We start from the raw sequence: 26,491 nt of genomic DNA, 5'->3' as shown, positions 1-26,491 counted from the left end.
TCTCCGGAACTTCAGGATGCCGCCAATCTACCCCGGATTGCCGCCCTGTCAAAAACAAGGCTGTTTGGCCGAACCACGCGGTCTTCCAGCCAGTGCAGCGCTGCCTCGACATTAGAGAAGGTGCCAGCCGGAACACGGAACAGCTTCTCAGCGTCCATGCGGCTTGCCTGTTCATACACAGATTCCGGCACGATATTCACCATCCCCAGCACCTGTTCGCGAATGCGCTGCGCATTGCGCTGAAACCATTGCTTGACTTCACGCGCCGATCCTTCCGGATGCGTGAGAGCATCCTCGTCCAGAAACCGGCGGATCGTGACAAAGGGCTTTCCTTCATCAAGCCAGCGGTTCCAGGCATCAAAAAATTCACGCGTCTCCTCCATGGTCGATGCGCCCTTCGACAGGGTGACCACGTAAGGCCAGTTTTCCGTATGGTGAAGCATTACACTCCCTCCTGATCGATATTCCTGAATTTCGCAGCAATGTTGCCGCTGCGAGCCGTGACGACGATCCGGCGATCCGCACGCACACAAGCAGGTGTCCGAACCGCCGCACAACTCATGACTGACTATCAGTCAGTGAATTTGTGACACGAAAATATGAATATTACAATCATGTTTTGAAGGGAGTTTGTTGCGCGGATTTGGAAGGCGCCGGGCGCGGACCAAACCGCAGCCCACCCCGGCACATGTGTCGGGTTTTGCAGCGAACAGGTCCGAATATTCGGGAAGATTGCGGGCTATCGCCTCAGCCATTCAATTCAAAATCGAGCCCGATATCGAGGTTTGGCGCGCTGTGCGTCGTCCAGCCGACCGAAATCAGATCGACTCCGCTTGCGGCAACAGCTGCGACCGTTTCCGGTGTGATGCCGCCCGAAGCTTCCGAAATGGCGCGGCCATCGATGATCGATACGGCCTCGCGCAACTGGTCCGGTGACATATTGTCGAGCAGAACTGCGTCCACACCCACCCCCATTGCTTCATCAAGCTGTTGCAGCGTGTCAACTTCAACCTCGATCTTGACCATATGGCCTGCATGGGCCTTGGCGCGCTCAATGGCTTCCCGCACGCCGCCCGCGACTGCGATGTGGTTGTCCTTGACGAGCACCGCATCATAGAGCGCGAAGCGATGGTTCATTCCCCCGCCTGCCCTGACCGCATATTTCTGCAAGGCACGCAGCCCCGGCGTCGTCTTGCGCGTGCAGACAATGGAAGCCCTGGTTCCCGCCACCGCCTTCACCAGATTGGCCGTTGCCGTGGCGATACCGGACAGGTGACCGAGAAAATTGAGCGCCGTTCGCTCATTCGCCAGGATCGACCGCGAACTGCCGGAAACGCGCGCAATGTCGCTCCCTTTTTCAAGAAACTGGCCATCCCGGGCCATGCGCTCGAAAGTGACGTCCGGATCGACCAGACGAAACGCCATTTCAGCCACATCCAGCCCGGCGATGACACCCGGCTGGCGCAGGCTGAACAGCATGGCCGAGCGGTGATCCTCCGGTACGACGGCATTACTGGTGATATCACCGGCAAGCCCCAGATCTTCCAGAAGCGCGGTGCGCACCAGCGGTTCGACAACAAGCGGAGACAGGTGCGGCAGGTTCATGAAGCTATCCTGGAAATTCGATTTGGACCAATGATCTCGTGAGCCTGCGCGAACGCCGTCTCGAATGTGTGAAAACGGCGTCTGGCGACTGCATCCTTTTGCGGATGATCGATGCGGGCATGGCTGCCGCGCGACTCGCACCGTTCATAGGCCGCTACCGCAGCGACCAGCGCCACCGCGGCGGCATCGTCTGACTCAGCGAGCGGAAGAAGGGTGGTGATCGCCACGCGCAAACCTTCTTCATCGCGCAGCAGGCCTAGATGACTGGAAACGACGCGCCGTACCGGTTCGGGATCGGTATCTCCGGGCAGGCTGACGGGTACGAGATGGCGAACACCGATTACTTCTTCATCCACAAGGGCGTGAGCGGCGCGCAGCCCCATTGCCGCAGCTTCGAGTAAAGAATTGCTGGCAAGCCGGTTCGCGCCGTGCAGGCCGGTGCAGGCAGCTTCACCAACAGCCCACAGGCCGGGTATGGTACTGCGCCCGTCAGCGTCGGTCTTGATGCCGCCCATGTGGTAATGGGTGGCGGGCCGCACCGGAATGGGGTCGCGCGAAGGGTCGATGCCATGTTGCCTGCAAAGCGCATCGATACCCGGGAAGCGGGTTGCAAAACCTGCCCCCAGAGCCGCCCGCGCATCGAGGAAAACCTTTCGACCTTGGCCGATCTCGCTGCCAATGGCACGGGCAACGACATCGCGTGGGGCTAGCTCGCGGCCCGGAATGTCGGCCATGAACCGCTCACCGCGATCATTGATGAGTTCCGCGCCTTCGCCGCGCACCGCTTCGCTGACCAGCGGCAGGCGTGGTGCAGAGACGGCAAGTGCAGTCGGGTGAAATTGCACAAACTCCATATCGGCAAGCACTGCGCCCGCGCGACCCGCCAAAGCAGCCCCCTGCCCCAGATTGCCAAGCGGTGTTGTGGTTGCTTTATAAAGCGCGCCGATACCACCGGTCGCCAGAACCACGCTGCGCGCGGCAACCGGTCCAATATTCTGCAGGCAGGCACCGACCACACGGCCATCCTGCTTGATGAGCCGCAGGGCGCGGGTGTTTTCCATGACGGTGATCGAGGGCGTTGCCAGAACCTTCGCGATCAAAGCGCGCATGATGCCAGCGCCCGTCGCATCGCCATCGACATGGACGATACGATGGCGACTGTGTGCGGCTTCCAGACCAAGGGACAACGAACCGTCGGCCTTGCGGTCGAAGCGCACGCCATGGGCTTCCAGAGCAGCAATGACGTCCGCGCCTGCTGCGATGATTTCCGCAGCAACCGCCGCATTGCACAGGCCGTCGCCTGCTGCAATCGTGTCGGCCAGATGCAGCGCCGCACTGTCGTCCGCCCCGATACCCGCAGCGATCCCGCCCTGCGCCAAAGTGCTGGAACCAGACAGGCCAAGGCTTCCCGCTGTCACCAGCAGGACCGGCTGGGGTGATAGCGTCAGCGCGGTCATCAGCCCGGCAAGTCCACTGCCGACGATGAGAACCGGAGCCGTCCGGGCGTTGATCATATTGCCAGCATCCGTTCGACGGCGCGCCGGGCCGGTTCCATCAAAGCGGCGTCGACCACCACTTCATGACGATTGTTTGCCAATGCATCGCGGATATTGGCGAGGGTTATCCGCTTCATATGCGGACAAAGATTGCAGGGGCGGATGAACTCAACATCCGGGTGATCAACGGCGACATTGTCGCTCATCGAGCATTCGGTCAAAAGCACCACGCGCTGCGGCTTCTTCTGACCGACATAGTCCGACATGACTGCCGTGGAACCGGCAAAATCGGCTGCCTCCACCACTTCCGGCGGGCACTCCGGATGCGCCAGAACCATGATGCCGGGATGGCTTTCGCGCAGTTCACGAATATCGTCTGGGGTGAAACGCTCATGCACCTCGCAATGGCCATGCCATGCGAGGATTTCCACGTCGGTTTCACGCGCCACGTTCTGGGCCAGAAACTCGTCGGGAATCATCAGCACACGCGGCACACCGAGCGATTCCACCACCTTTTTGGCGTTGCCGGAGGTGCAGCAAATGTCGGACGCCGCCTTCACGGCAGCCGATGTGTTGACATAGGTGATGATCGGCACGCCCGGATGCGCCTCGCGCAAAAGCGCCACGTCTTGCGGCGTGATGCTGTCGGCCAGCGAACAGCCTGCGCCCATATCGGGGATCAGTACTGTCTTGCCGGGATTGAGCAGCTTGGCCGTTTCGGCCATGAAATGCACGCCCGCCAGCACGATCACGTCGGCATCGACTTCAGCCGCCTTGCGTGCCAGCGCCAGACTGTCGCCGACAATGTCGGCCACGCAGTGGTAGATTTCCGGCGTCTGGTAATTATGCGCGAGGATGACGGCGTTGCGCTTTTTCTTCAGCTCAAGAATGGCCGCGACATCGTCCTCGAAGCCGAGCCACTCTGCCTTCGGCAACACCCTGGCCACCCGGTCATAAAGTTGCGAAACGGAAACATGATCGTTCATGGTGGCCTCCAAGGTCACTTACGCATTTCCCTTATACTCAACATGAGCATTTTATAATCGCAACCTTATACTCGATTCGAGTATATTGTCAATCGCGGGAAATTGGCAGCTTGGCTCCAGCCAGATGACGCTCGGAAAGGGCGCGTTCCTCGACAATCGAGTAGCGGAAACGGAAGAGCTTTGCCGGGCGTCCGCCGGTTTCGCTGTGGCTTTCGCCAGTCTCTTCGACCAGATCCTGCTGTTCGATCAGGCGGCGGAAATTCTGCTTGTGCAGGCGCAGCCCCGCCAGCGCTTCGACGGTGCGCTGCAATTGCAGCAGGGTGAAACTTTCCGGCATCAGCTCGAATACCACCGGGCGATATTTGATCTTGGCGCGCAGCCGCGCAATCGCCGTGGCAAGGATGCGACGATGATCGGCAAACATGGAGCGACCGTTCTCGTCTTCCTGCATACCGGCTTCGGCCACCAGACCGGCCTCGAACAGCAACTCATAGCGTTGCAGCACAAGGTCTTCATTCCAGCGCCCGCTCCAATCTCCGCTCTCGAAGCCGAAGGTGAAGGCGATCCGCCGCATGCGCTGCGCCGTCAGTTCGGGCGTCTCTGCCCGATAGGCCCAGACGAGGAGCGCGTTGTTGAGGTGTTCCATGATGGGCGGCTCGCCCTGGCGGTGATCTTCCCACGGCAGATAATCATACCAGCCGCGCCATCCAGCCTGCCCCGCAGCGGCGTCGCTTTCGCGTACCAGGCCCAGATAGCTGATTGAGATGATACGCTCGCCCTGTGCATGCCGGTCCCGGTCGGCAAAGGTGTAGAGTTGCTCCAGATATCCAACCGGATGTGCGGTTTCAGACTGCACCCAGGCGCGCAGGCCCGCTTGCAGAGAGCGGTGCTCGCTCTCGAACGGACCGGATGGCAGGGCCTGCCCTCCCCGCACGGTCATGACGCGCGGCTGTTCGCCGGTAACAGCTGCCAGCACGGCTATCAATTCGGTATGGGCAATATCGTCAGTCACGGCCGCTCCAGAAAACACTTCCGGCATTGAACGTGATTGAGCAACGAATACAAGGCGCTGCCCGTTACCGGCCACAGCTTTCAGCGCTTAAACCTTGTTCCCTGCTCCGAAAACATGTTCCGGCCCCGGAAAAGAGCGTGCCCGCACCTCCTCGGCATAGGCTTTGGCCGCATCGGACACCTCTGGCGCCAGATGCGCAAAACGCTTCACGAAGCGCGGCGTGAAATCCTGAAAAAGCCCCAGCATGTCGTCTGAAACCAATATTTGTCCATCGCAGGCAGCAGATGCCCCGATGCCGACCGTTGGGATGTCAAGCGATGCGGTGATCTCACGCGCCAGCGGCTCTACCGTGCCTTCGATCACCAGCGCAAAAGCGCCCGCATCGGCAATGGCCTGTGCATCGCGGCGAATTTGATCGGCCTCTTCATCGCCGCGTCCGAGTGAGCGGAAGCCGCCGACCGTGTTGACCTGCTGCGGCATCAGACCAACATGGCCGAACACGGGAATGCCGCGCTTGACGAGGAAAGAAACCGTTTCCGCCATCTCCTCGCCGCCTTCGAGCTTTACGCCGTCGCAGCCGGTTTCCTGCATGACGCGGGCCGCATTACGGAACGCCTGTTCCTTCGATTCCTGATAGGAACCGAACGGCATATCGACGATAACGCAGGCCTTTTCCACCCCGCGCATCACCGCCTGCCCATGGGCGATCATCATGTCGAGCGTTACGGCAAGAGTGGAATCCATGCCGTAGAGCACCATGCCAAGCGAGTCGCCGACCAGCAGCAGGTCGCAATGCGGATCGAGCAGCCGCGCGATCGGCGTCGTATAGGCGGTGAGGCTGACGATGGGGCGTTCGCCCTTCATGGCGTGGATGGATTTAGGCGTCAGCCGCTTCTGTTTGACGGGTGCGCTCATTTCAGGCTGCCCTTTCCTGCGCGACATGTGCGATGACGCGGTTATCGAGAAGCCGCGTGGCGCCAAGACGAACGAACAGCGCAATGAGAACCGGGCGCCCCTGTACAGCTGTCAGGCGCTCCAGGGTTTCAGGGTCGCGCAACGCGACTACTTCGGGCGTTGCCAGCGGCTCGGTAGCGATGAAGGCGCGAATTGCGGCTTCCAGCGCATCAGGATCATCCATGCCGGAGCGATAGAGGCGTTCAGCCTCATCGAGCGCTTTCGGCACGATGACGGCGGCTGCGCGCTGTTCTGGCGTCAGATAGACATTGCGCGACGAACAGGCGAGGCCGTCATCCTCACGCACGGTCTCGACGCCGACGACACGCACCGGAATGGCCATGTCTTCCACCATGCGGCGGATGATGACGAGTTGCTGAAAGTCCTTCTCGCCGAAATAAGCAGTATCCGGGCCTACGATATTGAAGAGCTTGCTGACCACCGTCGCGACACCGGCGAAGTGGCCGGGACGTGCCTCGCCTTCCATCTGGTTGCCGAGCGCGGGTACATCCACCACGGTCTGCATGGGACGCGGATACATGTCGCTGACCGCTGGTGCGAAAAGATAATCGACATTGGCCCCGCGCAGCAGAGTTGCGTCGCGCTCCAGATCGCGAGGATATTTGTCGAGGTCTTCATTTGCGCCGAACTGCAACGGATTGACGAAGATGGACACGACAGTCACATCGTTTTCCGCTCTGGATCGATGAACCAGTTCAAGATGGCCTTTGTGGAGATAGCCCATGGTCGGCACAAAGCCGATGCGTTTTCCAGCCCGCCTTGCGGGCGCCAGAGCCTGACGCAGCTCCTCTATGGTGCGGATGATCTGCATGAGGTCCTCCTCGCGACCGACATTGTTGGCCGCGAGTCCTACAGCGTCAGCTTAAATATGACAACTGCCGAGGCAAATGCCTTCCCGACTGCCTCACTGCGTCGGGATCGTCACCGCGCCGACCGTATTGCCGACAGCACGACCGAAACGATCAATCTGCTCGTCATAGGTTTTGCGCGTATTGGGATCGAACACCGCAATCGGCGCCGTGACCACCAGCGAAGCCGCCGTCCCGACCCCCTGCGCCGTCCCTATCGCGACTGCACCCAGACGATCGCCGAGGCCGACCTGCGAATCCGTGATGGTCTGGCCCGCGACGAGACGCTTGCCGATCAGCTGCACGACTTCCGGGCTCGCGGCAAACTTGCCATGGTTGAGACGGTCTCCCGCCTTCAGCTGCGTCAGATCGATGACGGTGATGCCCGATCTTTCCAGTTCGGAACGATAGGGCTCGATCGACGGGTCTATCTGACCCAGACGGTCGATATTGCCCGAAATGCGCCGCGACAATGCAAGCGCCTTGTCGTCCCGCGAGGTGAACAATGTGAAACGGGGATGCTGCTTGCCCATGGCAAGAAACTGCTTCGAGAACACATCGACGTCGAGATCGGGCGAGGCCAGAATGACATCCGTGATCTTGGCATTCACACGACCGTCGCGAATAGCCATCTGCCGCAAGGCCTCGACCGTCAGCCAGCTGCCCATGGAATGGGCCATGACCGTGATATCCTTGACCTCGGGCTCGCGCACGATGGCTCGCAGGATCTGCTCCAGCGCATCGCGGGAATAGTTGGTGCTTTCCTTGTCGTAATTGTAGTCGAACACGCTGGCGCGCGACGGCCAGGTGAAAATGACCGGTGCTACATCGGCGCCCGAATCATGCACGATCTGCGCGAAACGGTAGACGGAATCCTCAAACGTATTGTTGAAACCGTGCACGAACACCATCACGCGGCGGCTCTTGGTCAGGTGCGGACGAACCCAACCTGCCATTTCCACGTCCGTCTTGACCGGCGTCACGCTGACGGTGGTGAAATCCTTCTGGGGATTGGGCGGCAGCTTCTTCGGCCACTGCACTTCACCCGCCTTGCGGTTTTTCTCCGGGGGAATGGATACGACGATCTCATTGAGCGATACGAGTTTGTCGCGCTCGCCGGAGAAAAGAATGCCCGGGTTATCGGACGGGCGGCGGGTGGTCGCGACGACGAGGTTGACCTTCGTCGTGCCGGGAGAGGCAGTATCGCCGATTGGAACGAGCACACCTTCAGGGCGGCTGGCGCAACCGGTGAGCAGAGATACTAGAACAAGCAACGCAGGGGCAGACCAAGAAAAAATGCGCCGCAAAACCATACTCCCTAACACTACGCCAGCAGGGCTCTTACACCCGAATTTAGAAGGTTAACATATTCTTTACGTGAAACCTTCTGCCAAGCCCCCAATTATCCACCGTTGTCGAAAGACCGGCGGTTGCGGCTTATGGGTTACACACTGTTCAACAGCTGATACTTTCCCCGCGATCAGCCCTGCCCGATATATCCGCCAACAGCAACTCCGTTTCTGAAGGAGGCACACATATGGCATTGGAACTGACAGGGCTGCACCATCTGACAGCCATTACCGCCGATGCGCCCGGCAACCGGCGCTTCTACACCGACACGCTCGGGCTTCGGCTCGTCAAGAAGACCGTCAACCAGGACGACACCAGCGCCTACCACCTGTTCTATGCGGACGGGCTGGCTTCACCCGGTACCGACATCACCTTTTTCGACTGGCCGGTACAGCGCGAACAGCGCGGCACCAATAGCGTCGCACGCACCGGCTTGCGCGTGAACGGGGTCGAAAGTCTTGAATGGTGGCGAAAGCATCTGACTGAAAAGGGCGTCCAGACGAGCGACATTTTCGAAGCTGCGGGACGCGCCGTTCTCAACTTCGAGGACCCCGAGGGACAGCGGCTGCGCCTGACCGATGACGGCGGCGCGGGTGAAGCGCATAGCTGGGCACGAAGCCCGGTTCCCGTGGAAAGGCAGATCAGGGGGCTCGGTCCGATCACGCTCAGCGTTCCTGAACTGGCGCCGACCCAGATCATCCTGGAAAAGGTCATGAACATGCGTCAGACCGGCGACTATGCTTCACCCGATGGCGAAGGCCATGTCCATGTCTTCTCGATGGGACCGGGCGGCCCCGCTGCGGAGTTGCATGTCGCCGTACAGCCGAATCTGCCGACCGCGTGGCAGGGTGCAGGCGCCGTACATCACGTCGCATTTCGCACACCGGATCAGGAAAGCATGCAGGAATGGGTCGAGCGCCTGCGGTCCGTTCGCATGCCGTCAAGCGGCGAGGTGGAGCGCTATTATTTCCGCTCACTCTACTTCCGCGAGCCGAACGGCATCCTGTTTGAAATCGCCACGGACGGCCCCGGCTTCGCGGTCGATGAACCACTGGAAAGCCTTGGCGAAAGCCTGTCGCTTCCGCCTTTCCTTGAAAGAAAGCGTGAAGCTATCGAGCGAAATCTGAAACCGCTTGATTGATGGAGTAAAAGGGCTGCGGAATTTTCCGCAGCCCTCTTTTTATATGTTGTCTCGAAGCCAGTCGCTTGCGATGCGGATATCTTCATCGATAAGCGCATGGCCCGCTGCAACCGTGCTGACGGTAAGCGCCGCTCCATCTTCTCGCAGGACTTTTTCCAGCGTTCCGGCCTCGTCGCCAAAAGGATCGGAAGCACCTTTCATCAGAAGCACCGAAGCATCGGACAAATCCGCCCCTTCGGGCTGTTCTTCCAGAACTTCCTGCCCGCGCAGAAGGATCGCCGTGCGAACCACGTGCGGATGCAGGCGCATGAATGCGGCCAGCAGGTTGGCGCCGTTGGAGTTCCCGATGAATGCCGTCCGGTCCGGATCGATGCCATAGGCAGCAACGGCTCCCTCCACGAAAGCCTTGAATGCTTCGGCTTCAAACCGGATATCGGCCTGATCGAACCGCTTGAGGTCAAAGCGGCGGAACCAGCGCTGGATACCCTCTTCCGTGCTGCGTCCACGCACGCCCAGAAGGGTTGCGCGGGGCGCCACCTTACGGGCGAAGGGCATCAGGTCATTTTCGTTTCCGCCAGTGCCGTGCAGGAGCACCAGCGTACTGCCATCGGCATCTTCCGGCTGGTGTATCCGGTGAATGAAAGGCAGGTCGCGGTAGATCACTCGCTCCTCGCCCGGCTGAGCGAATTGCGGCATCCGTACGCGGATCGCATCCGCCTTTTCATCATTGCCCGGCGGTACAAAAAGAAATTTCCCCAGTTCTTCAACCGGTTCGTCTATCGTGAAGCCCGGCGCATCGGTTGCAAATTCGAACAGCGTTCCGGCCGGTTCGCGCACATAGAGCGAAGTGAAATATTTGCGGTCGTGCACATTGACGGCACTGGAGTTCAGCTTTGAAAGCTCCTTCTCCGCCCTTTCCACTTCACCTGTGTCAGCGGCGCGAAAAGCAATATGGTCGGCGATGCCGGTACCCGGAATGCCCGGCCAGAAGCCGCCCGCGTCGCGCACATCGATAGCGTCGCCCGAATCCGACAAGAGACGCTCTATCGTGCCTTCTTTGGCCACCGATCGGAAGCCGAAATGACGCTCGATGAAACGGGCAGTCTGCTCCGGGGTTTCGGACAGAACGGTCGCCGCCCGCAAGCGCCTGACCGCGAAAGCGGCGGGTATACCCTCGCTTTCCCAGGCATCATTGGCCGCAAGATCGCAGCCGACCAGCTTCACGATCACTCCGTCGGGATCGCGCAGGCGCAGGACCGGTTCGCCGAACTCCTGCACCGGCCCTTCGGACGGCACATGATAGCGCAGCGCGCGTTCCAGCCAGAAACCGATGGCAGTTCGATCTATAGCCAGCGCAATCTCGCCAACCTGTCCATGACCGACGCGGCCCCTGGAGCCATCCTCCCAAACCAGAAACGTGACCAGCGATCCGGGAGTGCCGGTACGATCCCCGTAGAACAGGTGGAGCTGCTCGGCATCCTCGAATCCACCCGTCTGCTTGACGATGCGCAGCCCCAGAAAGCCGACGTAGAAATCGACATTCGCCTGCACTTTTCTGGTGATGAGGGTGATGTGGTGGATGCCGCTTGTCATGGACGCTTCTTCCCGATTTCAGAACCTGGACCAGAAATAGAGTAGAGGCCGCGGCTTGCCTATGGGCTCGCGCGGTTACGCATTGTCAACGCATCAGAACAAATAGGGGAAGCTGAAAAAGAAAAAGGCCGCGCGGGAGGAGGATGCGCGGCCTGATCTTGAATACGGCTTGGGAGGAGGAGTGCCGTATTCCTTATCGAGTTCTGGGAGGAGGAGTGAACTCGATGAAGAGATGTTTACCCGGCACCTCCCTCAGCAGCAACGACCATTAATGCATATCAGTTATGCAAAGACGTTGACGCTCAAGAAAAAGGCAGGCCCGCTGGAGCGGTTCTGTTTTCACAGGTCCGTTCAAAACCACTCTAACCAATTGCTTTTACGAAAACGCTCACGCAGATAAAACGCCGATTTCCAGGCACTTATAGAAAGTGAGCGATCAGAGGCGCGGCCAGCACATTCACCAGCCCTACAAGCACCATGACCAGCCCGGCAATGGAACCTTCCTCGCTGCCGATCTGATGCGCCTTCGCAACACCGGCGCCGTGGGCGCCCATGCCGAAAAGGGCACCGCGTGCCAGCGCCGAGCGGATGGGCAGCCAGTTGAGCATGACTTCGCCCATCGCCGCGCCAAACACGCCCGTGAGCACCACAAAGATGGCAGTCAGATCCGGCGTGCCGCCAATGTCGCCAGAAACCGTCATCGCAAATGGCGTACTCATCGAGCGGGGCATCAGGCTGAGGCTGATAGCTTCGTTGAGTCCCAACAGATGTGCCAGTCCCCATGCGGAAGCCATTGCCGACGAACTTCCCACCACCACGCCTGCCAGAAGCACCGGCCAATAGCGGCGGATCGTGGCACGCTGCTGATAGATCGGGATTGCAAAGGCAACAGTTGCAGGTCCCAACAGTGCGACCAGCCAGTGGGTGGCGCTAAAATAGCCGCGATAGTTCTGGTTGAGCCCGATGACGAGCGCCATCAGCAACAGGGGCGTGACGGCAAGCGGCGTCAGCCACCACAGGGGAAAACGGCGATAGACGCGCTTGGCGGCGAGATAAAGCAGGATCGTTGCGGCGGACCAGAAAAGCGTCGCTACAAGCGGGTTACTTAGCGACATAACGCAGGCTCCACCGGTAGCAGAGGTCGACCGTCAATGCGGTGACGCTCATCACCGTCAACGTGCCCAGCAAAATCACGGCCATGATCTTGAGGCCGAGCAGGCCTATCAATTCCTGATGCTCGAGGACCGCAAGAACCGCAGGAACGAAAAAGAGCAGCATCTCCGCGAGGAACCACTCCGCCCCGCGCTTCATGCTGAAGAGGCTGATGCGCCCGCTCAGAAGGAGAGCCAGCACCAGCGCCATGCCGACAATGCCACCAGGAAGCGGGAGGCCGACCAAGCGAACGAAGAACTCACCCGCCAGCCAGAAGCCAACCAGCGTCGCGATCTGCATCAGGCGGCTGTGATGCAATGCGTAACGAAACCGGATCAAGAGGCTGTGGGCGTTCATGTGCTTTTCCAATAGGAACCGAGGCATTTTCATTGATGAATATAGGCTGGGAGGCGCTATTCTAGAAATGAATTGATTTCATTGCAGCTATTCCGTAATAGAATGGCTCATGAATTTGCGCAGCTTTCAGGCTTTTGTCGAAGTGGTGCGGCAGGGCGGCTTTTCCGCTGCCGCAAAAGCCATCAACGCGACCCAATCGACCGTCAGCAAGGCGGTCAGGCAGCTTGAGGACGAATTGGGACTGATCCTGCTTGATCGTGAAGTTTCGCCTTCGCGGCTCACTGCGGCGGGCGAGATCGTCTTCCGTCGCGCGCTCGCGATGCTGGCGGAAAAGGACGACATGTTGGCGGAGCTCAATGAACTGCGCGGCCTCAAGCGCGGCCTCCTGAGGCTCGGGCTGCCGCCCATCGGCTCCAGCGTGCTTTTTGCGCCCGTTTTCGCAGCCTATACGAAGCTTTATCCGCAGATCGACATTCAACTGGTCGAGCACGGCAGCAGAAGGCTGGAGGAACTGCTGCTGGCGGGCGATGTGGAACTCGCGGCTTCGCTTCTGCCGGTTGGAGACAGTTTCGAATGGCAGGATGTGCGATGCGAACCGGTCGTGGCGCTGCTCCCGACCGATCACGCGAAGGCACAGGGCGACGGCGTTTCGCTGCGCGATATCGCCAGCCTGCCTTTCATTCTTTTCGAGAGCGGCTTTGCCCTCAATCATATCATCCTCGATGCATGTCGTTCGCATGGATTCTCTCCGAACGTGGCGGTCCGTTCCAGCCAGATCGACTTCATCGTGGAACTGGTGGCAGCGGGCATGGGGATCGGCTTTCTGCCGAAAATGATCGCGGAACAGCGGCATCACCCCGGCGTGCGCATTCACAAGATCAAAGGCGCGGACGTGAGTTGGCATCTGGCGTTGATCTGGCGAAAAGGTGCATTCCTGTCTCACGCCGCTCGTGCATGGCTTGAGCTCAGCAAAGCCCGAACCGGCGCTGCATCATCTTGAAACACCCGCCATATCGCCTATCTCAAATAGACATACCGACTGGATAAGGCCTTCGGCACCACTTCAGCCATAGGCCCATGTGTAGAATATTGCTCTACCCACCTGTTTCAAAGCGCATGACGCCTGAAACCGCCGACGGATTTCTGCTCTGCGCGTCATCAGAAGGAGGCTATGATGGAAGGTCAGGTTATATTCTATAAGGACGACAGAATACTCTACCGGCACCATATCGACGTGCAGGAAGACGATTATTCAAAGGGCGTCAATGATGCGCTCATTGCCTTTCAGCGCAACTATGCTGGCTTCGATCTCGCAAGTGACAACATTCACATCCGTTTCAAGAAACCGGGCGATGTGTAGGTTTTGGAGGTTTCCTGCGGATCGGTTCAGGGTCGCGCTTCCAAAAGAACAACGACCCTGACACGTTCACGCGAAAGCGGCTTCGCGAGCAACGCGATGAATATCTGTACGGGAAAGCCCCAGATCGGAAAGCTCGCGGTCTGTGCAGCCGCTGAGTTCGCGAACGTTTTCGCGATATTGCATCCAGCGATGGAAGTGGGTACGAAGATTCATTGTGGTATCCCCTTTTATTATCTTCCTCCCGAATGTGAGCTTCCGCCTTCCTGTGCCGTTTGAGAAGTGCATTTCCTGCATGGCAGCCGTGATCGCAGCGAAATCCCAGCATTTCCACCGGATTTCAATTTCTTCCGAGAAATAGTCTCCAAATATCGTATTCATTATGTAATTCTGGTTTAGAGATGCCCGCTATTTCGCAGTCGGCCGTGGTTCGTTCTATTTTGAGTTGGAGTGCATGAAAAAGACCTTGATCATCGTCGGCAACGCGCCTTTGCCGCGCGATCTTTCTGCCGAAGTGGATGCAGCGGATTTTGTTGTCCGTTTCAATGAACCCAAACAATCTATCGGCATGAGTGGCACCCGGACGGATCTCCTGATGCTGGCAACCTCCAGCAAGCCCATGCAGCGGCGTCTGCGCGATCCGGGCTTCGTACAGACACCGACCTTCAAGGCAGCCAAGGAAGTGATGCTGGCCTATCATCCCAGCATCATCCGCAAATACCACCCCCGCCCGAATTTCCTTTCCCGCCTCAAGGGACGGCGCGGTGACTGGACCATGCAGACCATTGAGGTTGTCGGTTCTGCCGGCAAGGAAATCCGGATAATGCCGCCCCAGTTCTATCTGGCCGGGTGCAAAGAGCTGGGCGTAACCGAAGAGAACATAAGCAAAGTCTTTCCAAGTACTGGTTTTTTTGGCATCTGGTACATGCTCGAAAAGTGCCCGCAGGAAAGCTGGGACGTGAAAATCTGCGGCTTCACCTGGGAAGGATGGAAACGTCACACCTGGGGGGATGAGCGCAGCTGGGTTGAGCAAAAGGTAAAGTCCGGGCGTATCAGCCTTATTCAATGACGCTGCACATACCTATGATTTTCGGCAGAAGGCGTGAGAACGATCACGAGGCAATCGCTTTAAAGGAGCATATGAATGAGTGAACCGTTGCGCATTTTCATCGGGTGGGATTCTCGCGAGCCCATCGCATACGACGTCGCCAAAGCATCGGCGTTGAAACATTCTTCTATTCCGTTGGAAATCGTGCCGATCAAGCTGCAGGATCTTGTGGAACAGGGAGCCTACACGCGAGAAGTCGACCCCCTGGCGTCGACTGAGTTTACCTATTCGCGTTTTTTCACGCCATGGCTTGCGGGCTACAAGGGCTGGGCACTTTTTTGCGATTGCGACTTCCTTTTCCTCGGCGATATTGCTGGCCTTCAATCCTATAACGATCCTTCGAAAGCCGTTTATTGCGTTCAGCACGATTATCAGCCCAAAGACAGCGTGAAGATGGATGGCAAGGTGCAGACCAGCTATCCGCGCAAGAACTGGTCTTCCTGCATGCTGTTCAACTGCGAGCATCCTTCGACGCGCAAGCTGACGCCCGAACTGGTCAACCGCGAAAGCGGGGCCTATCTGCACCGTATGCAGTGGGCCGCCGACGATGAAATCGGTGCGTTGCCGACGGATTACAACTGGCTTGAAGGCTGGAACGAGAAGCCGGAAACCGGACTGCCGAAAGTCGTCCATTACACGCGCGGCGGGCCGTGGTTCAAGGACTGGCAGAATGTCGACTACGCCGATTTGTGGCGGGCGGAAGCCGATCGTGTCGAACCAGGCTGGCAGCCTGTCTGATCTGCAAAATTCCTGGAGCTTTTCCATGTGTTCCAAGGTAAATAGGGACCATGAACGAAACGCGTCCTGACATTACCGCGAGTGACGGCCCGCAGAGGGCCGTCAAGGCTTTCATCATCCATCTGGAGCGCGCCACCGACCGCCAGCCCCAGGTCGAAGAGCTTATTCGAAAGCTGCCGATTGAAACAGACGTCGTCAACGCTGTCGACGGCCGCACGCTCGATACGCAAACGATCAGCCGTGTCTATCGGCGGTCGGCACACAAGCCCCGCTATCCATTTCAACTCAGCACCAATGAAATTGCCTGCTTCCTTTCGCACCGGAAGGCCTGGCAGGCTATTGTCGATCAAGGGTTGGAGGCAGGCCTGGTGCTGGAAGATGATGTGGAACTGACGCCGGAATTTGCCGCAGCCTATTCCGCCGCATGCCAGCTTCTCAAAGCCGACAGTTTTATCCGCTTTCCCTTTCGCGAGCGGGAAAGCGGCCGGGTGGTTCTGACGACGGAAGGGGTACGCATCATCGAGCCGGTGCCGGTCGGCCTCGGCATGGTGGCGCAGCTTGTCGGGCGGGAAGCCGCGCAACGGCTGCTCTCGGCAACCGAAGTCTTCGACCGCCCTGTCGACACCACCGCGCAAATGAACTGGGTAACCGGGCTGAAACCGCTGTCCGTCCTTCCGGGCGGCGTAAAAGAAATATCGGTGCAGCTGGGCGGCAGCACGATTCAGAAATCACGTTCCCTGCCAGACAAGCTGAAGCGCGAAATCTTGCGCCCGCTCTATCGCTGGAAGATAAAATCGCGCTCGCGCGCAGCTGTTTGAGGTTCTCGTGCCCGTTCCGATTCTTCTTTATCACCAGATTGACGTGCCGCCGACGCACCGCACCCCCTATCGCAGCATGATCGTTCATCCGGATCGCTTTCGCCAGCAGATGGCGTGGCTGAAAAGGCTGGGTTATCGCGGCCTGTCGGTGCGGGACGCACTGCCTTACATCTACGGCAAAAAGCAGGGCAAAGTTGCTGTCATCACCTTTGATGATGGTTTCGAGAACGTCTTCCGCAACGCCCTGCCCGTGTTGCAGGAGTTCGGCTTCACCGCCACAAACTATTTCGTCGCCAACCAGATTGGCGGTTTCAATCTTTGGGATCAGAAGAGCGGCGTTGCACACGCCACCTGCATGAGCGTTGCGGAATTGCGAGAATGGGCAGAGCTCGGGCATGAAGTTGGTTCGCATACGCTCGACCATATCTTCCTTCCGGACGCGAGCGAAAAGGACGCCATAGCGCAAATTCACCAATCGCGGACAAGGATCGAGGACGTGCTCGGCAGCGAAGTCACGTCTTTCGCCTATCCTTACGGTGGAGAAAACGCAGCGACACGCAAGATCGTCGAAGCGGCAGGTTATACAAACGCGACGACGACGGAAAAACGCCGCGCAAGACCAACTGACGATCCGTTCGGCATTCCGCGCCTTACGATCAGGCGCAATGATATGTTGCTGCAGTTCTTGCGTAAGACCTTTACGCGCTAATGCGGCACTTCGGTCCCGCCGCCGGCTTTATATCTCGCAAATCGGCCATGAAGCCACGTTCAACGAGACCGGCAGGGCCTGTGTATTGCAACGAGCCCTCATAAACGAGTGACAGGTCATCCGAAAAACGCTCGTTTTCAACGATTGCTCTGTAATGCTCGGCCCCGCCCGCATGGCTCTTTTCCGAGGCAATACGTTTGAATTCACTGACCGAGAGCGATGAAAACCGATAATGGAGAAGAGCCCCGGTAGCGGGTAGAAAATTACGGAAACACGGTCCCGGCCCGTGAATGCTGCCTCGGCGATAATCCGTTTTCCCGTCGACCCAAATCAGCGGGAATTTTGAAAGGCGCATGCTGCGCCCGAACAGGCGCAAACGCGGTCCACCACGCACAGCTACGCCAAACTTTTCCGGTGTCACCGTATAGCCGTCACCATCGAAATGTGAGGACACCTCGAATGGATATCTGGTCCCATCATCGACAAAAACCCCTTCGCGCAGCAAACCGCCGGGATACATATCGATCATCGGCGCCAGGCATCGGCGAATTCCATTCTGCTCCAGTTCCTCGATAAACGAGCGGATATTCCGCTGCTCCATTCTTGGAAACACGAAGAACTCATCGGCATCGACAGACAGATACCAGCGTCCGCGCCCATACAGATTGAACAAAGCATCGCGCCAGACACGGCCGCGGTCGGCCTCTGCATAACGAATGCTCGAGGAGTACAGATCCACATCAGGGGCGCTGGATAATATTTCAGCCGTCCCATCGTCGGACCGGTCGTCAACGACGATGAAGCGCGTAATACCCATCTCGCGATAATAGCGCAAAAAGGATTTGATGTAGGCTGCTGCATTGCGCACCACGCAAACGAGCGGCAGATCATCGGGCTTCAAAGTCTGGAAGCTACCAGCTGTGGCGACAAGATTTGCCTTGTTTTTTCGGTTTGGAACCGAAAGCTGCAGATGACGCCATAGCAATCGCAAATGTCGCATCGGGGAAGCGCCCCAATAGGCGTTCCAATCGCCAGTGTTTGAGGCTGGATAGTTCATCGCCGAGCGCGTTGATTTCATGCAAATGCCGCGTTTTGTGTTGGATGCTGGAAACAGCTGGCGATTTTTGGCTACTTATTCAAGCAACTCTGCGTCGAAACCAATCACTCTGCGCGATATTCCGATATGGTTCGTGATGAACAATGGTTGTCATTATTGCCAGTGTCGAGCCTACTTGCTTGATTTCAATCAATGCTGCTTCATTCAAACGTGGCAAATTGCCCATCAATGCGCCATGGACGGCAAGTGCCAAAAGCGCTAACTAGGGCACAGACTAAGGAGCGCATTATGGACTATCGCCGTTTTTTCGAAGAAGCGATCGACCAGTTGCACGCCGAGAAGCGTTACCGCGTTTTTGCAGATCTTGAACGTATTGTCGGACGTTTCCCCCGAGCTATCTGGCGCAACAATGGCACTGCCCGCGAAATCACCGTCTGGTGTTCGAATGACTATCTTGGCATGGGCCACCATGCCGATGTCATCAAGGCTATGTGCGACACAGCAGGTAATGCTGGCTCAGGTTCCGGCGGCACGCGCAATATTTCCGGCAATAATCACCCGCTCGTCGAACTGGAAAACGAACTCGCTGATTTGCACGGCAAGGAAGCCGGACTCGTTTTCACATCGGGCTTTGTCTCCAACGAAGCCTCGATTTCCACGATTGCCCGATTGCTGCCGAACTGCCTGATCCTGTCTGACGAGTTGAACCATGCTTCGATGATCGAGGGCGTGCGCCGCTCGGGTGCGGAGAAGAAGATTTTCCGTCACAATGACGTCGAACATCTGGAACAGCTGCTGAAGGCTGCCGATCCTGCGCGCGCAAAGCTGATCGTGTTCGAATCCGTCTATTCCATGGACGGCGATATCGCGCCGATCGAGAAGATCGCCGATCTGGCCGATAAATATAATGCCATGACCTATATCGATGAAGTTCATGCGGTCGGCATGTATGGCGCACGCGGTGGCGGCATTACCGAACGCGATGGCCTTGCACATCGCATCGATATCATCGAGGGCACGCTTGCCAAGGCTTTCGGCGCGCTCGGCGGTTACATTACCGGCTCGCGTGCGATTGTCGATGCGGTGCGCTCCTACGCACCGGGCTTCATCTTCACCACTTCCCTGCCCCCGGCAGTCGCTGCAGCCGCGACGGCTGCGATCCGGCACCTGAAGACCTCGCAGGTGGAGCGCGACGGTCAGCAGCGTCAGGCGCGGCGCGCCAAGGATGTACTTTCGGCTGCCGGTTTGCCCGTCATGTCGTCGGAAACCCACATCGTGCCCATTCTGGTAGGCGATCCCGAGCTTTGCAAAAAGGCCAGCGACCGCCTGCTTGAAGTGCATGGCATCTATATCCAGCCGATCAACTATCCGACCGTTCCGCGCGGCACTGAAAGATTGCGCATCACGCCGTCGCCCCTGCATGATGACGCCTTGATCGACGGTCTCAAGGAGGCACTTCTGGAAGTGTGGAACACGCTCGGCATCCCCTACGCCGAACCCACCGTCTCGCAGCCCGCCAGTTCCGAGCGGATCATTCCGCTGATGGTCTCCAAGGCCGGCGGTTGACAAGCATGATCGTTGGAACAAAAGGCCGGTTCAACCGGCCTTTTTGCTGTCTCAGAAGATGAGCGTGGCCGCGAGAGCCGCAAGATAGAGCCCCGCTCCGAACCACAGATGCGTCACTATACTCCATACCCGGGCGGCCCAGGGCTTCGGCGTCTTTCGTGCGGCGATCCCCGCTCCCATGCCAGGCTGCATGACAAGGAATGGAGCAGCAACGGTTAACAATCCGAAGGCAAGCGCGGGCAGGAGCTTCGGCGATGCCATCCACTCAAGCCCGCCAGCAGCAACCAGACCAGCCGCAAACAGCACGCCGATGGCGTAATGAACACCCCAGCCAAGAAGTTTCTCTCCTCGGACTGGCGGGCTGGCGGTGATCCGCTCGTGCACGAAGCGCCCTTCCAGCATATGACCGAACCAGCGTCCCACCAGCCCATAATCCAGGCTCGCAACGCCGAACAGCCGCACTCTCGCCATCGTCCAGATATCCGTTATGAGTGTCGCTCCCATTCCGATGAAAACGATCTGCAAAACAAGCATTTACCTTTCCTTTCCACTTGCGTGGATTATTGAAAAGGCGGACCATACAAGTTAAAGCCGACTTGAGGTCAATATGAAAGATATGGACATTGCTGAAGTTGCGAAAGTGACGGGCATTCCCGCGTCAACCCTGCGATACTATGAAGAAAGGGGGCTGATCGCCTCACACAGCCGACGGGGCTTGCGCCGCGTTTTTGATCCCGGCGTTGTGACCAAGCTATCCCTGATCGCCCTCGGACAGGCGGCTGGTTTTTCGCTCGATGACATTGCGGGCATGTTCGGCCCCGACGGCCAGGTTTCGATCAGTCGCGAAACCCTGTCTGCGAAGGCGGATGATCTCGACCGTACAATCGCCCATCTTGCGGCACTTCGAGACGGGCTGCGCCACGCAGCGACCTGTCCCGCTAAAAGCCATATGGAGTGCCCGACCTTCCAGCGCCTGATGAAGGTGGCGGCAGGCCGCAGCCCCCGCCCTTCAACCAGGAAGCGATGAGTTCAACGCTTTTCGATCCAGTGCCCAAGCCGCCTTGCGGCCTCTTCCACCTGTTCTGGGTCGCGGCAGAAGCAAAGTCGGAAGAACCCTTCGCCACCAAGGCCAAATGCGCTGCCTGGCGCCAGGCCAACATTGGCATTGTCCACCATGTCGATAGCTGCCTTGACCGAATCCTCGACGCCGTCCACGCCGAAGAACAGATAAAATGCACCCTGTGGAGGAGTGAGGAGAACTTTGCCTGTCGCCAATAACGCAGCGCACAGGCTATCGCGCGTGGAACGGGCGCGCTCGACCTGCATCGAAATGAAGGCGTCGCCCTCATCGAGAGCCGTAACGGCGCCACGCTGCATGAATTGCGCAACGCCCGAATTCGAATACTGGATCAGGTTTTCAATAACCGGTCCCAGCGACGGGTGCACAGTCATCCAACCAATACGCCAGCCCGTCATTGCCCAGTTTTTGGAGAAGGAATTGACAAAGATGATGCGGTCATCCGGCTCCATAATATCCATGAAGGAGGGAGCACGACCGCCGCCATAATAGAAGTGGGTATAAATCTCGTCGGCGATGATCCAGAGGCCCTGTTTGCGCGTCAGATCAAGAATGAATTGCAAAGTTTCCCGATCCGCCGTCCAGCCGGTGGGATTGGCTGGGGTATTGACGAATAGGGCCTTTGTGCGGGGTGTGATGGCGGCTGCAATCTTCTCCGGATCAAGCATCCAGCCGTTGTCCCCGAATTCCAGTTCGACCGGGACCGGCGTGACGCCAGCAAGACCAGCCGCACCGACAAAATTGGGCCAGGCCGGGGAGAGATAGATTGCTTCTTCACCTGCTCCAACGGTTGCTGTCAGCGCCATTTCGATGGCATGCATCCCCGAACCGGTGACATAGAAATTCTCGGGCTTTAGAGCCAGTGGAAAATGCCGCGCATGATAGCGAGCCAGCGCTTCCCGCAACTCCGGTATGCCTGCCTGCCAGGTATAGAAGGTCTCTCCGTCAGAAATGCCTTTCTGGGCCGCGGCGCGAATGAAATCCGGTGTAGAAAGATCGCCCTCGCCTACCCACAGCGGAATAAGTCCTTCGCGTCCGCGCCCATGATTGGCGACCGCCACAATCCCGCTTTCCGGTGACTGGGCTGCTTCCCGACGAAGATTGGCGATGAGCGTCATGATTTCCCCGCGTTGGATCTGGATTTTGACTTCGTGCTTATCAAGGCCCGGTAGCGAAATCACGCGGCTTTTTGTGATGGTCTGATCAAACGCATTTATGGATCAAAAGAAACGGGGCCAAAAGGCCCCGTTTCATTCATCAGTTCCTGGTCAATCAGGCTTTCTGCTTTGCCAGAAGATCGCGGATTTCGGTCAGCAGAACCTCTTCGCGGGGTGCTTCCGGTTCCGGCTTTGCTTCTTCCTTCTTCTTCATGCGGTTCATCGCTTTCACCACCAGGAACAATACCCATGCGATGATAAGGAAGTTGATGAGAAGAGTGATGAAGTTGCCGTAGGCGATGGTCGCACCGGCGTCACGGGCAGCTGCCAGCGTGGCCTTGGGTTCACCTGCCAGCTGTATGAACATGTTCGAAAAGTCGATACCGCCGGTGATAAGACCGATGATCGGCATGATGATGTCATTGACAATGGAGTTGACGAGGCCGCCGAACGCCCCGCCGATGATAACACCGATGGCCAGATCGACCATATTGCCCTTCAGGGCGAATTCCTTGAATTCCTTGAGCATTGCTGTCTCCCTCACGAACGCGGACCGCTTGGGCCGTCCTGCCGCGGTGGCGTTCGTCAAATCAACCTGGGCACCAGAAAAACTGGCAGTGGATGGCAAAGCCGTTTTCCACAAGTGGAACCGAAAGCGCTTTGTCATTTCAAACGCAGTCCTGAAAAGGGCCCTGCACTTTCAGGATCACACTGTCAGTTTGTAGACGAAAATTACCAAAGAAAAGATAAAGCGGCAGAAACGCACTGTTTTTGATCAATAATCTTGCGCGATCGCACTGAAAGTGCTTGCGTCATTCGTGATCGAGGAGTGAGGGAACAAGCCGGCTATGCAGGGCTGGGGTATTATTGGCGCCGCCTTTTTGTATCTGCTGCTGCTTTTTGCGGTAGCCAGCATCGGCGACCGGCGCACGTCGCGCTGGAACAGTGCCCCGCGCCCATATATCTACGCGCTCAGCCTGGCTGTCTACTGCACATCCTGGACGTTTTTCGGTTCTGTCGGCTTGTCGGCGCAGCGCGGCCTTGAATTTCTCGGCATCTATATCGGCCCGATTCTCGTCTTCACGCTCGGCAACCGTTTGCTGCGGCATATCGTTCGACTGGCGAAATCCGAACACATCACATCGATCGCCGATTTTCTCGCTGCCCGCTACGGCAAAAGCTTTGGTGTCGCGTCACTTGCGACCTGCATCGCAGCCGTCGGCTCGATTCCCTACATCGCGCTCCAGCTCAAAGCCGTGTCCGGGAGTGTCGGGCTCGTCATGGAACATTACGGATCGGCCGTCGATCCGTCAGTATTCATATTCGGCGATATTTCCCTGCCCGTCGCCGCCGTGCTTGCCGTCTTTGCGATTCTCTTCGGCACGCGCCATACCGACGCCACCGAGCACCAGAACGGCCTCATTCTGGCGGTGGCCCTGGAATCGGTCATCAAGCTCTGCGCCTTCCTGACCGTCGGTTTTGCCTGCACTTTCTTCCTGTTCGGCGCTCCGTCGCAACTGATCAACCAGATATCCCAGTCGCCGGAGGCGCTGGAAGCGTTTCACTATCAGACGTCCATCGGCACATGGATCGTGCAAAGCGCACTCAGCGCCGCGGCCATCATCATGCTGCCGCGCCAATTCCACGTAACCGTGGTGGAAAGCCGGAGTGAAAAGGAACTGCGAACCGCCTCGTGGCTCTTCCCGGTTTATCTGGTGCTCATCAATATCTTCGTGTTTCCCATCGCGCTGATCGGCGTGATGACACTCGGAGGCAATGTCAGCGGAGACCTGTATGTTCTGGCCCTGCCGCTGGCTGCTGGTGCTCACTGGCTTGCCCTCGTAGCCTTTCTCGGCGGGTTGTCGGCGGCAACCGCGATGGTCATCGTCGCCTGCGTCGCGCTTTCGATCATGATTTCCAATCATCTGGTGCTGCCGCTTTTCATACGGCGGCTGGCCAAGCAACAGGCAGCAGAACAGCGTGACCTGACCAAAATCATTCTGAACACCCGCCGCCTCACCATTATTGGCATTCTGGCTCTGGCGTTTGCCTATTATCGCTTCACCTCCAACAATATCCACCTGGCTTCGATCGGCTTCGTTTCCTTTGCTGCGATTGCCCAATTCGTGCCTGCCTTCATTGGCGGGCTGTTCTGGCGCAATGCCAACGGACGCGGTGCGATGCTGGGCCTTTCGACCGGCTTTCTGGTCTGGGCCTACACTTTGCTGCTGCCCACCATGGCGCCGGAAAATGCCGCCATTTTACGCGATGGTTTTCTCGGGTTCACCGCATTGCGCCCTGAGGCGCTTTTTGGAACCAATGCTCTTCCCCTGACCAACGGCGTGATGTGGAGCCTTGCGGCCAATACGCTGTTCTACGTTCTGGGTTCCCTCTCGCGCGCCTCGACGCCGCTGGAACGCATTCAGGCCAGCATCTTCCTGCCGCGTTATGTGATCGGCACACCGACCCTGAAGCGCTTTCGCACGACTGTCACCGTCGCCGAACTGAAGGCTACGATGGCGCGCTATCTCGGCGCCGAACGCGTGGAGCGCGCTTTTCTTCGTTTTGAAGGAAGGGAACAGCGGCGACTTGATCCCGGCATGACCGTCGATACGCCTTTGATCCGCCATGCGGAGCAACTGCTTGGTACGGCAGTCGGCTCTGCATCGGCGCGTCTTGTCCTGTCACTGCTGTTGCAAAAGGGCGATGCGTCGGGGCGCGATGCGCGACAACTCCTGGACGATGCTTCAACGGCCTTGCAGCAAAACCGCGACCTGCTGCAAACCGCGCTCGACCAGATGGAACAAGGCATCACTGTTTTCGACAAGGACTTGAGGCTCACCTGCTGGAACCGGCAGTTCCGCAAGCTTTTCGATCTTCCCGATGAGGTGATGCAGGTCGGGATACCCGTTTCCGAAATCGTGGAACAGCTGCATCGTCGCGGCGACATATCTTTCACCGGCCAGAACAGCGCCATACGCTCGCTCGCGGCTGTGCGCCGTCCATGGCGCATCAATATGAAATCCACCGGCAAGGTGCTGGAAATTCAGTCCAATCCCATGCCGGATGGGGGCATCGTCGCGACATATACCGATATCACGGCGGCGGTCGAAGCGGATGTCACGCGCCAGAAGGCGGCTGAGATGCTGGAGCAGCGCGTGGCGGATCGCACGGCGGAACTGACCCGCGTCAACCAGCAGCTTGCCAAGGCGCAAGCCGCAGCGGAAGAAGCCAATCAGGGGAAGACACGATTTCTTGCGGCTGCCGGCCACGACATTCTGCAACCGCTTAACGCGGCAAGACTGTACAGTACCGCGCTTGCCGAAAGACTGGGGCGTTCCGAAACCAGCGAATTCGCACGCAATATCGACTCCTCACTGGAAGCCGTGGAAGCCATTCTCGGTATGGTCCTGGATATTTCACGGCTGGACACCGGATCACTCAAACCCGAACTCTCGGTGTTTCGTCTCGACAAGCTGATGAGCCAGATTGCAACCGACTTCACACCGCTTGCAGCCACCAAGGGGCTGAAACTGCGCGTTGTCCCGTCAAGCATCGTCGTCAAGACGGATCGCAACATGCTGCGGCGCCTGATCCAGAACCTCGTCTCCAATTCGATCAAGTATAGCCGCAGGGGCGGTATCTTGCTCGGCGTCCGCCGCCGTGGTTCCTTTGTGGAGTTGCAGGTGCTCGATACCGGAATCGGCATTCCTCCGCAAAAGCTGAAACTCGTCTTCCGCGAGTTCACCCGGCTCGATGAGGGAATGCGGGAAGCGGAAGGCCTTGGCCTTGGCCTTTCCATCGTTGACCGCATCGCGAGGCTCTTGTCGCTGCCGCTCGCGCTGGCTTCAACGCCCGGCAAGGGGACGATGTTCACCCTGCGCATTCCTGTCTCGCAGGAAAAGGTGCCCGCTGACGAAGTGAAGAACCGTCGCGGGCTGCAACGGGCGCTGGAACTGACGGGGCTCGATGTTCTCTGCATCGACAATGACGCCAGCATCCTGTCGGGAATGGAAACGCTGCTTCGCGGATGGGGGTGCCAGGTTACGACACTGCGCAGCGGAACTGCGCTGAAATCGTACTGCACCGACCATTCCCGCCCGCCGGATGTGATCGTCGCGGACTATCATCTGCTGAACGAAAACGGCCTCGATATGATCGGTTTTGCCCGCGAAACGTTCCAGACCGAAATACCGGCCATCCTCCTGACAGCCGATCGCTCCAAGGAAGTGCGCCAACGCGCTGAGGATGAAAACGTCACTGTCTTGCACAAGCCGCTTCGTCCCGCGGCGCTCCGTTCGCTGCTATCGCATTTTCATCATGCGAGGCAGGACAATGCATCGGCGCAGAATGCCGCTCAGTAACGGACTGTCCGGAACATTTCCTGT

26 protein-coding genes are annotated in these 26,491 nt (G+C 58.3%); 10 read left to right on the top strand and 16 right to left on the bottom strand.

The window, feature by feature from the left end; translation table 11 throughout:
• Positions 1 to 11: 11 nt before the first annotated feature.
• From ABWW28_RS07405 to ABWW28_RS07370, 8 genes are all read right to left on the bottom strand, one after another.
• The gene (locus tag ABWW28_RS07405; RefSeq protein ID WP_006471045.1) at positions 12 to 443 is read right to left on the bottom strand and encodes a hypothetical protein; all 432 of its coding nucleotides are present in this window, start codon (positions 441 to 443) and stop codon (positions 12 to 14) included.
• 304 nt (positions 444 to 747) lie between these two features.
• Complete coding sequence (nadC, locus tag ABWW28_RS07400; protein WP_112670572.1) at positions 748 to 1,605, bottom strand: carboxylating nicotinate-nucleotide diphosphorylase; 858 nt, start codon at positions 1,603 to 1,605, stop codon at positions 748 to 750.
• On the bottom strand, positions 1,602 to 3,119 hold the full coding sequence (locus tag ABWW28_RS07395) for an L-aspartate oxidase (protein ID WP_112670574.1): 1,518 nt from the start codon (positions 3,117 to 3,119) through the stop codon (positions 1,602 to 1,604). The genes nadC and ABWW28_RS07395 overlap by 4 nt, the downstream gene beginning before the upstream one ends.
• Positions 3,116 to 4,087 (bottom strand): quinolinate synthase NadA, encoded by a 972-nt coding sequence (gene nadA, locus ABWW28_RS07390; RefSeq protein WP_112670576.1) that lies wholly within the window; start codon positions 4,085 to 4,087, stop codon positions 3,116 to 3,118. The genes ABWW28_RS07395 and nadA overlap by 4 nt, the downstream gene beginning before the upstream one ends.
• Positions 4,088 to 4,175: 88 nt before the next feature.
• Complete coding sequence (locus tag ABWW28_RS07385) at positions 4,176 to 5,126, bottom strand: NUDIX hydrolase (RefSeq protein ID WP_025089709.1); 951 nt, start codon at positions 5,124 to 5,126, stop codon at positions 4,176 to 4,178.
• A gap of 60 nt (positions 5,127 to 5,186) precedes the next feature.
• On the bottom strand, positions 5,187 to 6,014 hold the full coding sequence (panB, locus tag ABWW28_RS07380; RefSeq protein WP_112670578.1) for a 3-methyl-2-oxobutanoate hydroxymethyltransferase: 828 nt from the start codon (positions 6,012 to 6,014) through the stop codon (positions 5,187 to 5,189).
• 1 nt (position 6,015) lies between these two features.
• Positions 6,016 to 6,885, bottom strand: a complete 870-nt coding sequence (gene panC, locus ABWW28_RS07375; protein ID WP_112670580.1) for a pantoate--beta-alanine ligase — start codon at positions 6,883 to 6,885, stop codon at positions 6,016 to 6,018.
• A 93-nt stretch (positions 6,886 to 6,978) separates the two neighbouring features.
• Positions 6,979 to 8,235: an alpha/beta hydrolase gene (locus ABWW28_RS07370; protein ID WP_036564886.1), complete on the bottom strand. Its 1,257-nt coding sequence runs from the start codon at positions 8,233 to 8,235 to the stop codon at positions 6,979 to 6,981.
• 224 nt (positions 8,236 to 8,459) lie between these two features.
• Here ABWW28_RS07370 and ABWW28_RS07365 point away from each other — a divergent pair, with 224 nt between their 5' ends.
• Positions 8,460 to 9,413: a ring-cleaving dioxygenase gene (locus tag ABWW28_RS07365; RefSeq protein ID WP_112670582.1), complete on the top strand. Its 954-nt coding sequence runs from the start codon at positions 8,460 to 8,462 to the stop codon at positions 9,411 to 9,413.
• 39 nt (positions 9,414 to 9,452) lie between these two features.
• Here the strand turns inward: ABWW28_RS07365 and ABWW28_RS07360 are convergent, their stop codons facing one another.
• The 3 genes from ABWW28_RS07360 to ABWW28_RS07350 form a co-directional block, all read right to left on the bottom strand.
• Complete coding sequence (locus ABWW28_RS07360; protein ID WP_353390631.1) at positions 9,453 to 11,006, bottom strand: VOC family protein; 1,554 nt, start codon at positions 11,004 to 11,006, stop codon at positions 9,453 to 9,455.
• Between the two features lie 419 nt (positions 11,007 to 11,425).
• Positions 11,426 to 12,121 (bottom strand): LrgB family protein, encoded by a 696-nt coding sequence (locus tag ABWW28_RS07355; protein ID WP_006466076.1) that lies wholly within the window; start codon positions 12,119 to 12,121, stop codon positions 11,426 to 11,428.
• Positions 12,108 to 12,515, bottom strand: a complete 408-nt coding sequence (locus tag ABWW28_RS07350; RefSeq protein ID WP_006466075.1) for a CidA/LrgA family protein — start codon at positions 12,513 to 12,515, stop codon at positions 12,108 to 12,110. Before ABWW28_RS07350 ends, ABWW28_RS07355 begins: the two co-directional genes overlap by 14 nt.
• Positions 12,516 to 12,624: 109 nt before the next feature.
• Here ABWW28_RS07350 and ABWW28_RS07345 point away from each other — a divergent pair, with 109 nt between their 5' ends.
• On the top strand, positions 12,625 to 13,515 hold the full coding sequence (locus ABWW28_RS07345; RefSeq protein ID WP_113368602.1) for a LysR family transcriptional regulator: 891 nt from the start codon (positions 12,625 to 12,627) through the stop codon (positions 13,513 to 13,515).
• Positions 13,516 to 13,689: 174 nt separating this feature from the next.
• Positions 13,690 to 13,875, top strand: a complete 186-nt coding sequence (locus ABWW28_RS07340) for a hypothetical protein (protein ID WP_021586234.1) — start codon at positions 13,690 to 13,692, stop codon at positions 13,873 to 13,875.
• A gap of 66 nt (positions 13,876 to 13,941) precedes the next feature.
• On the opposite strand, the gene ABWW28_RS07335 is transcribed toward ABWW28_RS07340, so the two are convergent.
• Complete coding sequence (locus ABWW28_RS07335) at positions 13,942 to 14,088, bottom strand: DUF1127 domain-containing protein (protein WP_022568352.1); 147 nt, start codon at positions 14,086 to 14,088, stop codon at positions 13,942 to 13,944.
• Positions 14,089 to 14,326: 238 nt separating this feature from the next.
• On the opposite strand from ABWW28_RS07335, the gene ABWW28_RS07330 reads away from it, so the two are divergent.
• The 4 genes from ABWW28_RS07330 (at position 14,327) to ABWW28_RS07315 (ending at position 17,245) form a co-directional block, all read left to right on the top strand.
• Entirely contained in the window at positions 14,327 to 14,941 is a 615-nt protein-coding gene (locus ABWW28_RS07330) for a glycosyltransferase family 29 protein (protein WP_006471050.1), read from the top strand.
• Positions 14,942 to 15,016: 75 nt separating this feature from the next.
• On the top strand, positions 15,017 to 15,718 hold the full coding sequence (locus ABWW28_RS07325) for a hypothetical protein (protein ID WP_006466070.1): 702 nt from the start codon (positions 15,017 to 15,019) through the stop codon (positions 15,716 to 15,718).
• Positions 15,719 to 15,768: 50 nt separating this feature from the next.
• Positions 15,769 to 16,536 carry a glycosyltransferase family 25 protein gene (locus ABWW28_RS07320; protein ID WP_112670591.1) on the top strand — a complete coding sequence of 256 codons (768 nt, stop codon included), beginning with the start codon at positions 15,769 to 15,771 and terminating at the stop codon, positions 16,534 to 16,536.
• A 7-nt stretch (positions 16,537 to 16,543) separates the two neighbouring features.
• Positions 16,544 to 17,245: a polysaccharide deacetylase family protein gene (locus ABWW28_RS07315; protein WP_112670593.1), complete on the top strand. Its 702-nt coding sequence runs from the start codon at positions 16,544 to 16,546 to the stop codon at positions 17,243 to 17,245.
• Here the strand turns inward: ABWW28_RS07315 and ABWW28_RS07310 are convergent.
• On the bottom strand, positions 17,235 to 18,080 hold the full coding sequence (locus ABWW28_RS07310) for a glycosyltransferase family 2 protein (RefSeq protein WP_502904576.1): 846 nt from the start codon (positions 18,078 to 18,080) through the stop codon (positions 17,235 to 17,237). The genes ABWW28_RS07315 and ABWW28_RS07310 overlap by 11 nt on opposite strands.
• A gap of 510 nt (positions 18,081 to 18,590) precedes the next feature.
• On the opposite strand from ABWW28_RS07310, the gene hemA reads away from it, so the two are divergent.
• Positions 18,591 to 19,868, top strand: a complete 1,278-nt coding sequence (gene hemA, locus ABWW28_RS07305; protein ID WP_021586241.1) for a 5-aminolevulinate synthase — start codon at positions 18,591 to 18,593, stop codon at positions 19,866 to 19,868.
• A 51-nt stretch (positions 19,869 to 19,919) separates the two neighbouring features.
• On the opposite strand, the gene ABWW28_RS07300 is transcribed toward hemA, so the two are convergent.
• A complete protein-coding gene (locus ABWW28_RS07300; protein ID WP_112670597.1) occupies positions 19,920 to 20,402 on the bottom strand; it encodes a DUF2938 domain-containing protein in 483 nt (160 codons plus the stop codon).
• Between the two features lie 73 nt (positions 20,403 to 20,475).
• On the opposite strand from ABWW28_RS07300, the gene ABWW28_RS07295 reads away from it, so the two are divergent.
• Entirely contained in the window at positions 20,476 to 20,895 is a 420-nt protein-coding gene (locus ABWW28_RS07295; RefSeq protein ID WP_112670599.1) for a helix-turn-helix domain-containing protein, read from the top strand.
• Between the two features lie 2 nt (positions 20,896 to 20,897).
• Here ABWW28_RS07295 and ABWW28_RS07290 read toward each other — a convergent pair whose 3' ends face one another.
• A complete protein-coding gene (locus ABWW28_RS07290; protein ID WP_112670601.1) occupies positions 20,898 to 22,064 on the bottom strand; it encodes a pyridoxal phosphate-dependent aminotransferase in 1,167 nt (388 codons plus the stop codon).
• A gap of 154 nt (positions 22,065 to 22,218) precedes the next feature.
• Positions 22,219 to 22,632 carry a large conductance mechanosensitive channel protein MscL gene (mscL, locus tag ABWW28_RS07285; protein ID WP_112670603.1) on the bottom strand — a complete coding sequence of 138 codons (414 nt, stop codon included), beginning with the start codon at positions 22,630 to 22,632 and terminating at the stop codon, positions 22,219 to 22,221.
• A gap of 319 nt (positions 22,633 to 22,951) precedes the next feature.
• Between mscL and ABWW28_RS07280 the strand changes: the two genes are divergently transcribed.
• Complete coding sequence (locus ABWW28_RS07280; protein WP_112670605.1) at positions 22,952 to 26,467, top strand: PAS domain-containing hybrid sensor histidine kinase/response regulator; 3,516 nt, start codon at positions 22,952 to 22,954, stop codon at positions 26,465 to 26,467.
• Positions 26,468 to 26,491 lie beyond the last annotated feature (24 nt).

The organism is Brucella sp. NBRC 14130 (genome assembly GCF_040371715.1).
GTDB classification, from domain to species: domain Bacteria; phylum Pseudomonadota; class Alphaproteobacteria; order Rhizobiales; family Rhizobiaceae; genus Brucella; species Brucella intermedia.
This window is presented reverse-complemented; position numbering and strand designations above follow the sequence as displayed.